A 9611-nucleotide genomic window follows, 5' to 3' on the forward strand; every position below is an offset into this window, starting at 1 on the left:
GGCGTGACAGACTCCGATCTCATCAGCAAGCAGGGCGCCCATTGGCGCCCTGCTTGCTGTCATCCGGGTCGGCACGCTAGGCCGCCGGTTTGTCACGCCCCTCGGGGGCCACCGCCCCCGGCACCGGGGAGGGACTGGCCGGGGTTGCCGTGGCCAGTATTTCGTCCACCAGTCGGTCCCGCGCCCCCGTCATCCCCGCGCGTCTGGCGATCAGGTGATAGATGGCGGGCACCACCAGCAGGGTCACCAGGGTCGCCAAGGACAAGCCGAAGAAGACCACGGTCCCCACGGCCATCCGGCTCTCGTACCCCGCCCCCATGGAGAGCATCAGGGGCACGGCGCCGATGATGGCGGTGAGCGAGGTCATCAAGATGGGGCGCAGGCGGCGCACCGACCCCTTGATGATCGCCTCCTCGAACCCTTCACCCCGCTGGCGCAGCTGGTTGATGAACTCCACGATGAGGATGCCGTTCTTGGTCACCATGCCGATGAGCATGATCATGCCTATCTGGCTGTAGATGCTGAGCTCCTGCCCCGTGAGCCAGAGGCCGAGCAGGCCGCCGAAGATGCCGAGCGGCACCGTCATCATCACCACCGCCGGGGTCAGCAGGCTCTCGAACTGGGCCACCAGCACCAGATAGACCACCAGCAGGGCCAGGCCGAACACCAGCGCCATCTCCCCCTGGTTGTCGCGATAGTCCTTGGACTCGCCAGCATAATCCACCGACATGCCGGTGGGCAGGTGATCCGCGGCCCAGCCATCCAGGAAGTCGAGCGCCTCCCCCAGGGTGTGGCCGGGGGCCACGTCCGCGGTGAGGGTGACCGCCTTCTGGCGCTGGTAGTGGTTGAGGCGCTGGGGACTCGCCACCTGGGTGACGGTCGCCAGGGTGGAGAGGCTCACCATCTCGCCGCTCGCGGCCTTCAAATAGATGCGGCTGATGTCGGAGATGCCATTGAACTGGGTCTGGTTGGCGCGCAGGTAGACGTCATACTCTTCGCCCCTGTCCACATAGGTGGTCTGGCTGACGCCACCGAGCAGGGCCTGCAGGGAGCTAGCGATGGTGGAGACCGGAATGCCGAGCTGGGTGGCTCGCTCCCGCTCTATGGTCACCTGCAGCTCCGGGGTCTTCTCGGCATAGTCGAGATCCGGGCTCTGCATCAGCCCGCTTTGGGCCGCCGCCTCCTTGAGCGCCAGCCCCTGCTGGTTGAGCTCGCCGTAATCGGAGCCTTGCAGCACGAACTGCACCGCCGCGGTGGAGCCGCCTCTGAACCCCGGCTGGAAGGTGCGGATCATCACGTCGGGGATGCCGGCGAGGCGACCGCTCAGGGAGCGGCCAAACTCGGTGGCCGTTTCGTCCCGCACCGCCCAGTCACTGAGCTGGATGATGGCCATGCCGGTCTGATCGCCGCCGCGCCCGAAGGCCGGGGTGCTGAAGCTCATGGCCTGCACCACCCCCTTGCCGAGCAGCGGCAGGATGGCGGCCTCCACCTGCTGCATGTTGCGCTTCATCCGCTCGATGCTGGTGCCCTCCGCCCCTTTCACGAACACATAGAGCACGCCCCTGTCCTCGGTCGGGGTGAGGCTCGCGGGCAGCTTGCCAAAGAGGGCGCCAATGCCGCCAAGGCAGAGCAGCAACACCAGGGGCATCCAGACGGCGCGGCGCAGCACGGCCCCCAGCACGCGGCGATAACGCTCCTCCACCCAGCCAAGTCCCTTGTCCAGGGTGGCGGTCAGGGCGTTGGGCTTGTCCACGGCACGCATCAGCCAGGAGCCCATGGCCGGGGTCAGGGTGAGCGCCACCAGGGAGGAGAAGAGCACGGCCAAGGAGAGCAGGATGGCGAACTCGGTGAAGAGGCGCCCCACCATGCCATCCATGAAGGCGATGGGCACAAACACCATCACCAGCACGGCGGTGGTGGCGATGACGGCAAAGCCCACCTCCCGGGTGCCGTGCCAGGCCGCCATCAAGGGGGACTCGCCCCGTTGCAGGTGGTGGTGGATGTTCTCCACCACCACGATGGCGTCATCCACCACCAGGCCGATGGCGAGGATGAGGGCCAGCAAGGTGATGAGGTTGATGGAAAAGCCCAGATACCAGGCACCGATGAAGGCCGAAATCAGGGAGACGGGCACCGTGATGGCGGGAATGAGGGTAGTGCGCCCCTGCCCGAGGAAGAGATAGAGCACGGCGACCACCAGCAGGGCGCAGATGGCGAGTGTCTCGTATACCTCGTCGATGGCCTGCTTGATGAAGATGGTGGAGTCGTAGTCGACCTCAAGGGTGGCCCCCTCCGGCAGGAAGCGCTGCATCTCCACGAGCTTCTTCTCGATGCCCTGGGCCACCGCCAGGGGATTGGCGGTGGACTGGGCGACGATGCCAATCCCCAGGCTCTCGCGGCCATTGCGCTGATAGGCGCTGTCTTCGTTCTTGGCCCCCACCTCCACATCCGCAATGTCCGCCAGATAGATGCTCTGACCATTGGTGGCGGTTTTCACCGGCAGGGTGCGAAAATCTTCCGCACTGTGATAGAGCCGTGCGATCTGCACCGCCATGGTCATGGTGTTGTTGCGGATCTCGCCGCCCGGCAGCTCGATGTTCTCCCGCTTGAGGGCATCCTGCACGTCGGCCACCGTGATGCCGCGGGCCGCCATGTCGGCGGGGCGCAGCCGCACGTACATCACCTGGGTCAGGTCCCCGGAGAGAGACACCTCGCTCACCCCTTCCACCAGGCTCAAGGGGTCCACCAGCATGCGATTGGCGTAATCCGTCATGGCGGTACGATCCATCTGGGTGCTGCTGAAGTTGAGCCAGATGGCCACATCCCCGTTGCCGTTGTCCTTGGTCACCATGGGCTCGTCCGCCCCGTCTGGCAGCTTGGGTCTGGCCCGGGAGATGGCGTCACGCACGTCGGAAGTGCCCTCCAGCATGTTCCAGCCGAGCTTGAACTCCACCGTGATGGAGGAGCGCCCCTTGCGGGTCACCGAGTTGATGTTCTTGATGCCGCTGATGCCGGAGAGCTGATCCTCGATGGGCTTGGTGACCTGGCTCTCCATCACCTCGGGGGCCGCCCCCTCATAGGTGGTGGTGATGGAAACGGACGGGGTCTGCACATCCGGCATCTCCCGCACGGTGAGTTTGCTGAAGGCCACCAGGCCGAACACGGTGAGCAGGGCGCTGATGACCACCGCCACCAGGGGACGGCGTACTGAGATATCGGAGAGCCACATCAGCCTTTCACCTCGCCCAGATCACGTACCTGGGCGCCGTCGCGCAGATTGACCAGCCCCTCCACCGCGATGCGATCGCCGACGTTCAACCCCTTGAGCACCCAGACGGCCTCGCCATGGGTGTCGCCAAGCTCCACCGGCACCCGCTTCACCCGTCCGTCCGCCTCCAGGCGATAGACGAAGCGCTGCTCGCCGGCATACTCCACCGACTGGGCGGGGATCAGGGTCATCTTCTGGGGTGGCAGAGAGAGATCCACGTTCATCAGCATGCCGGGACGCAGCTGGCCACCGGTGTTGGACAGGATGACGCGGGCCTTGATGTTCTGGGTGTCGCTGGAGATCCGGCTGTCGAGGGTCTCCAGCACGCCGGAAAAGGATTGGTCCGGCCAGGCCGAGCTGGTTGCCGTCACCGCCATGCCGGGGCGCAGCAAGGAGAGGTAGCGCTCGGGCACCGCCAGATCGAGCCGCAGTTTTGCCAGCTCATCCAGATGCAAGAGCACGTCGCCGCTGTTGACCAGGGCTCCTTCGCTGAGATCGATGAGGCTGACGGTGCCGTCGAAGGGGGCCGCCAGGGTGCGCAGGGAGAGCTCGTAACGGGCCGCATCGACCCGGGCCTGGGCCTGGGCCACAGTCGCCTCCTGCCCCTCCAGCTCCGAGGTAGTGACGGCGCCTCGCGCCACCAGCTTGCGCATGTCCCGCAGCTTGCGGGCCTCGTCGCGCACGCTGGCGCTCTGCTCGGCCAGCTCCGCCTGCTGCTTGCCCGCATCCAGGGCGATCAGGGTCTGCCCCTGTTTGACCTGCTGGCCGGAGCTCACCGCAATGGTGGCAATGCGGCCGGTCACCTCGGGGCTGATGGCCACGGAGCGATTGGCCGCAAGCTTGCTCACCAGCTTGATGGAGGGCTCGGCCAGGCTCTGCCTGACGGTTTCGGCCCTGATATTGATCTCTCTTGGTGAAGGCTTGCTGGCGGGTTCAGCCTGCCGCAGATGCCAGGCGCCCGCCGCCAGCAATAGAAGAAGAGGGAAAAGCCACAGCCACACGCGCGTTTTCATCACAAGATCCATGCAGTCAAAGAGAGAGGAAGAAGAGATAGCTTCATCAAGGATGGCACCATGTTACCCCCTGACTATGCCGTGACTATGTATAAATGTGACAAAACGTAACAGTCCGGTGAGAAGATCATCAAAAACGCATCTTGTCGGCACGCGCGTCAGGGTTCTGCCTTACACTGATGCCGACTCTCGCCATCTTCCGGTACGCCCATGTCCATTCCCTCCCCCGCCTTTGCCAGATACCGATTGCAGTGGCTGCTGCTGGGCCTCGGCCTGCTGCTGTTGCTGCTCGCCCTGCAACATGCGTTTCGCCAGGTTACCGAGATCAACAAGCGTGACACCATCAACGCCGCGACCCAGCTCAGCAGCCAGCACCAGCGGATGGAGACCTTCCTTGAGGCCATGCGCGGCCAGGCGGAGGAGCGCCTGCGCAGCAATCCCCAGTCCGTGCTCTCTCGCCAGCTCTATCAGGCGCTGCAATCCGACGGGGAGCACGGCATCAATCTGGATCGCATCCCCGTCGATCTGCCCCCCGCCCTCATCGGCAACCTGACCGGGCAGGGCCCGCTGCCCCACGACGGCAGCGAGCGGCAAGCCAGAATACATCTCGCCCTCAGCCTCTCTCCCCTGCTCGCCACGGCCAGCAAGCTGCTGGACAGGGACGTGGCCTGGATCTACTTCACCGGTACGGACAATTTCATCTACCTCTATCCCTGGGTGCCATCCAGCCAGTTTCGCTTCGATCCCGTGATTTACAGCAAGGCCTACTGGCAGGAGGCGATGGCCAGGTATCCCCACCTGGAGCACGCCATGCTCTCGCGCCCCTACCAGGATTTTGCCGGACGGGGGCAGATGATCACCCTCTCCCAGCCCATTACCCAGGGCGGCCAGATCATTGGCCTGCTCAGCATCGACATCCAGACCGTCACGCTGGCGCAGACCCTGCACCGCCTCGCCCCCCGGATTGGTACCCTGTTCCTGCTCAACGCCCATCAGCAGATCCTCGCCAGCAGCCAGTCCGGTACCGCGCCGCCCCCGGTCAGGACGGCGCAGTCAGCGGAATATGAGTGGCAACAGGGCGCCTTGCAGCTCGTCTACCCCATCCCGGAGACACCGCTCTCCCTCATCCATCGCATCCCGCTGCTGCCTCTGCTGCAGACGCTGTTGTGGCAATCGGCGACGGCGCTCATCACCATTCTCTGTCTGGTGGTGGCGACCGTCTCCAGCCTGCGTGCCCAGCGCCTCAACCGGCGCCTCAACTACCTGTCGCGCCACGATGCCCTGACCGGCGCCTTCAACCGCCACTACTTCGATGCCTTCGAACACCGCCAGGCCCTGGCAGGCCGCCAACGCATCGGCGCCATCATGTTTGACTGCGATCACTTCAAACAGGTCAACGACCGTTTCGGCCACGGGGTGGGCGATCAGGTTCTCATCCGTCTGGTGCAGCTCTGCCAGTCCCTGCTGACACGGGAGTGCCACCTGATCCGCTGGGGCGGCGAGGAGTTCCTGCTGCTCGTCGCCGATGAAGCGATCCCTCTGGCCCCCTTGGCCGAGCGGCTTCGCCTGTGCATAGCAGAGCATCCCTGGAGCGCCATCGCGGCCGAGCTGAAGGTGACCGTCAGCCTGGGCCACTGTCGCCAGTCACCGGCCATCTCCTTGCAGGAGGTGATCCGCCGCGCCGATATCGCCCTCTATCAGGCCAAGGCCAACGGCCGCAATCGCAGCGAAGCGTGGCGGGATGACGGGCAGGAGAAGCCGGAGTAAGCTGGACTCCCACTTCATGTCAGGAGACGCAACTGTGTCACGAAAACCCCGTCTGGGATTGGCCCTGGGCAGCGGTGCGGCCCGAGGATGGGCCCACATCGGCATCATCCGTGCCCTGGAGCGACTCGGCGTCAAGCCGGATCTGGTGGCTGGCTGCTCCATCGGCAGCTTTGTCGGCGCCGCCTATGCCGCTGGTGAACTGGACAAGCTGGAGAGCTGGGTGCGCGGCTTCAGCCGCCTGCAGGTCATGGGGCTGCTCGATCCTGCCCTCTCCGGCGGCCTGTTTCGCGGTGACAAGGTATTTGGCATCGCCGCCGGCCATCTGGGGGATCCCGCCATCGAAAGCCTGCCGCTGCCCTTTGCCTGCGTCGCCACCGAACTCGATACCGGTCGCGAGATCTGGTTGCAGGAAGGACCGCTTCGCCAGTGTGTGCGCGCCTCCTGCGGTATGCCCGGCCTGCTCACCCCGACCCGGGTGGAGGATCGCTGGCTGGTGGACGGGGCCGTGGTCAACCCGGTCCCCATCTCCCTAGCCCGCGCCATGGGAGCCGAGGTGGTGATCGCCGTCAACCTCAACACCGACATGCACCAGCCCTGGACCGACGAACCGGACGAGCCCGTGCAAGGGGGGCTGCTCAGCCAGTGGCTGAACCGGGGCGAGCGCGAACCCAGTACCCCCGGCATGTGGGGGGTGATGACGGGCTCCATCAACATCATGCAGGAGCGCATCACCCGTGCCCGGATGGCCGGGGATCCCCCCGAGATCCAGCTCTGCCCGCGCCTTGGCAACCTCTCCATCATGGATTTTCACCGCGCGAGCGACGCCATCAACGAGGGGGAAGCCTGTGTCGAGCGCAACCTGGAGCAGCTCAAGGAGGAGCTGTCACGACTCTGCCTGATATGAAGGCATATCGGGGTAAAAGACAAAAAGAGCGCCAATAGGCGCTTTTTTGTTTCGGGCTACGCGGCTCAGAACAGCCCCAGCCCCTTGAGCATCACCACCAGGATCAGCAGCGGCGACACATAGCGGATGATGAAAAACAGGGGGCTGAGGATGGGCAGCGCCAGCTTGCCTCCATTGGTCAGCGCCGTCGTCATCCGCTCGAATCCCCATACCCAGCCCACAAAGAGGCAGAGGAAGATGCCGCCAAGGGGCATCAGCACGTTGGAAGAGACGAAGTCGAACAGATCGAAGAAGGTTTTCCCGCCAACCTGCACATCCGCCAGCGTGCTGCTCGAGAGCGCACAGGTCGAGCCGACCGCCCCCAGCACCAGCAGGTTGATCAGGGTCGCCCTTGTGCGGCTCATGTGAAAGCGCTCGGAGAGCACCGAGACCGGCACCTCCAGGATGGAGAGCATGGCCCCGGTGGCTGCGATGGCGGAGAGCACGAAGAAGAGCACCATGAAGAGGTGTCCAAACGGGATGCTGGCAAAGACCGCGGGTATGGTGATGAACAGCAGGGAGGGGCCTGCGCTCGGCTCGAAGCCAAAGGCAAAGACCGCCGGGAAGATGGCGATCCCCGCCAGCATGGAGACGAAGAGATCCGCGCACATCACCCGTACCGTGGTGAGAGGGATGTGCTGATCGTCCCGAAAGTAGCTGCCATAGGTCATCATGCAGCCCATCCCGATGGAGAGCTTGAAGAACGCCAGCCCCATGGCCGTCAGCACGACGCCTGCGGTCACCTTGGAGAAATCCGGCGAGAACAGGAAATGCAGTCCTTCGCTCGCTCCGGGCAGAGTCAGGCTGCGCACGCCTATCACCAGCAGCAGGATGAAGAGCAGTGGCATCAACCGCTTGGTGACCGCTTCGATCCCCCTGGAGACCCCCATCAGCAAGATCCCCCCCATCAGGGCCAGCACCAGCCACTGCCAGAGCAGACTCTGCAAGGGATCCGTTATAAGCGAATTGAAGGCAGCACCCGTGACGGCGGGATCGGTGGAGAGGATCTCGCCGCTGGCAGCCTTGAAGATGTAGGCAAACACCCAGGCCGCCACCTCGGAGTAGAACGACATGATGAGGAAGGCCGCGCTCACCCCCATGGCGGCGATCAGCCACCAGGGTTGCCCCTTTGGAGCCAGCTTGATGAGCCCGCTGACCGCATCCGTCCTGGCCTCGCGCCCCAGCATGATCTCGGAGATCATCACCGGCAATCCCACCAGCAGGGTGGCGATGACATAGACCAGCAGAAAACCGGCGCCACCGTTCTCACCGGTCAGATAGGGAAACTTCCAGATATTGCCGAGCCCGACGGCAGACCCCAGGGTCGCGGCCAGCACGCCAAAGGTGCTGGTAAACCCCTCAGAGATCCCCTCATTTTTAGAGACTCAAATAATTCCAAGTGTGCGGGTATATAAGCGGTGTTGCTTCAGGTAGTAGATAAATTTATCCATCAACAAGACCGCATTGGCTTCTTTCATTTTAGGTAGCAACTGGTAATAGATGACCCCTTGCCGAAAGAACGAATAGGTTCGGCTCTTGCTGGTATTGACCTTGATCGTTCTCTCTAGACCGACACTGTCTCCAGCCTTACCCAGCAGCGTCAGCAAGACGATGGCCAGGGCACTGAATAAAAACAGTCGGTCGCGCCGGACCGGATTACTGATGTGCACATCTCCCATACCCATGCCGAATTTGTAATCTTTGATATCACGAAAACTGGTCTCGATACCCCAGCGCTGGCCGTATAGTTGCAACGCCTTGGCGGCGCTCAGGTCGGTCCGGTTACTGGCCAGAAACCACGCGTCTTTCATGCCACTCTTATGACAACAATAGACCCGTTCGACAGGCTGTCGCTGCCCAGTTATCTCCACCGCTTTGAGGGTTCGGGTGCGCCCGGTCGGCGTTAGCCAGTCCCGAGCTGGAACCTGCTCTACACCAGGGTAACCAACCAAAACATTTCCTTTAAATCTAATGAGATAAGCAAAGCCTAGCTCTTGCTCCAGGCGTTCGAACAGCTCCATGTAACCAAAGCCGCGGTCAGCTACTACCGTCACGAAGATACCCTCTGGCAACGTCTGCTTGAGCTTGGTGAGCAGCTCTTTCTCATGGGCATTGCGTTGCCCTTTGAGCAACGATTTCCGATGGGTTTTCCACAGCAGCGGAGTACTGCGACCGTGGTTGGTTTGCAGGCTGATAACCAAGGTACTGTGATCATCGGCATCGAATTCGGTCCAGTCCATGGAGACTACGATCTCGGTACGTTCACCGACCACATAGGGCACCCAATCGTCAAAGAGGCTCCAGACATTGAGCTTGGTGTTAGTGAGCAGGCGATCCACCTGTTTAACCGCATGTTTACGTTCGAGACCGTTGGCCAAGGAGAGGCCACTACCGATGGCGTGGATGGCCAGTGAACCTGACTCGATAACCCCGAGGGTAGCATTGGCGAGGGAAAGAACACGCTTGGCATGCATGTCCTGTCCAAATATATCGTCGATGTGGTTGAGGATTAGTTCGTGGTTAAACATGGGGATAGTCTGTTGGGTATTAGCTGGTCAAGGATGGCGATCATACCTCAGAAGCCGCGCCACGCCTCGCTCATATGAGGGGATGGTTAAGG

General features: G+C 63.0%; 6 protein-coding genes. 2 read left to right on the forward strand and 4 right to left on the reverse strand.

Features of this window, described 5'->3' with window-relative positions; genetic code table 11:
- Window positions 1-76: 76 nt before the first annotated feature.
- On the reverse strand, window positions 77-3229 hold the full coding sequence (locus AB5Y50_RS04770) for an efflux RND transporter permease subunit (RefSeq protein WP_180911142.1): 3153 nt from the start codon (window positions 3227-3229) through the stop codon (window positions 77-79).
- Window positions 3229-4281 (reverse strand): efflux RND transporter periplasmic adaptor subunit, encoded by a 1053-nt coding sequence (locus tag AB5Y50_RS04775; protein WP_180911143.1) that lies wholly within the window; start codon window positions 4279-4281, stop codon window positions 3229-3231. The genes AB5Y50_RS04770 and AB5Y50_RS04775 overlap by 1 nt, the downstream gene beginning before the upstream one ends.
- A 210-nt stretch (window positions 4282-4491) precedes the next feature.
- Here AB5Y50_RS04775 and AB5Y50_RS04780 point away from each other — a divergent pair, with 210 nt between their 5' ends.
- Both AB5Y50_RS04780 and rssA read left to right on the forward strand, forming a co-directional pair.
- Complete coding sequence (locus AB5Y50_RS04780; RefSeq protein ID WP_039039306.1) at window positions 4492-6048, forward strand: sensor domain-containing diguanylate cyclase; 1557 nt, start codon at window positions 4492-4494, stop codon at window positions 6046-6048.
- Between the two features lie 34 nt (window positions 6049-6082).
- A complete protein-coding gene (gene rssA / locus AB5Y50_RS04785; RefSeq protein ID WP_029313973.1) occupies window positions 6083-6952 on the forward strand; it encodes a patatin-like phospholipase RssA in 870 nt (289 codons plus the stop codon).
- A 65-nt stretch (window positions 6953-7017) separates the two neighbouring features.
- On the opposite strand, the gene AB5Y50_RS04790 is transcribed toward rssA, so the two are convergent.
- Together AB5Y50_RS04790 and AB5Y50_RS04795 are read right to left on the reverse strand one after the other, a co-directional pair.
- Window positions 7018-8358 (reverse strand): sodium-dependent transporter, encoded by a 1341-nt coding sequence (locus AB5Y50_RS04790; RefSeq protein WP_080989904.1) that lies wholly within the window; start codon window positions 8356-8358, stop codon window positions 7018-7020.
- Between the two features lie 18 nt (window positions 8359-8376).
- On the reverse strand, window positions 8377-9519 hold the full coding sequence (locus AB5Y50_RS04795; RefSeq protein WP_041206084.1) for an IS4-like element ISAs18 family transposase: 1143 nt from the start codon (window positions 9517-9519) through the stop codon (window positions 8377-8379).
- Window positions 9520-9611 lie beyond the last annotated feature (92 nt).

Source organism: Aeromonas sp. s6 (genome assembly GCF_040907815.1).
GTDB classification, from domain to species: domain Bacteria; phylum Pseudomonadota; class Gammaproteobacteria; order Enterobacterales; family Aeromonadaceae; genus Aeromonas; species Aeromonas caviae.

Coding starts and splice junctions, on each gene's coding strand:
- AB5Y50_RS04770 (WP_180911142.1), bottom strand. CDS start 3,229: ATGTGGCTCTCCGATATCTCAGTACGCCGTCCCCTGGTGGCGGTGGTC.
- AB5Y50_RS04795 (WP_041206084.1), bottom strand. CDS start 9,519: ATGTTTAACCACGAACTAATCCTCAACCACATCGACGATATATTTGGA.
- AB5Y50_RS04780 (WP_039039306.1), top strand. CDS start 4,492: ATGTCCATTCCCTCCCCCGCCTTTGCCAGATACCGATTGCAGTGGCTG.
- AB5Y50_RS04775 (WP_180911143.1), bottom strand. CDS start 4,281: ATGAAAACGCGCGTGTGGCTGTGGCTTTTCCCTCTTCTTCTATTGCTG.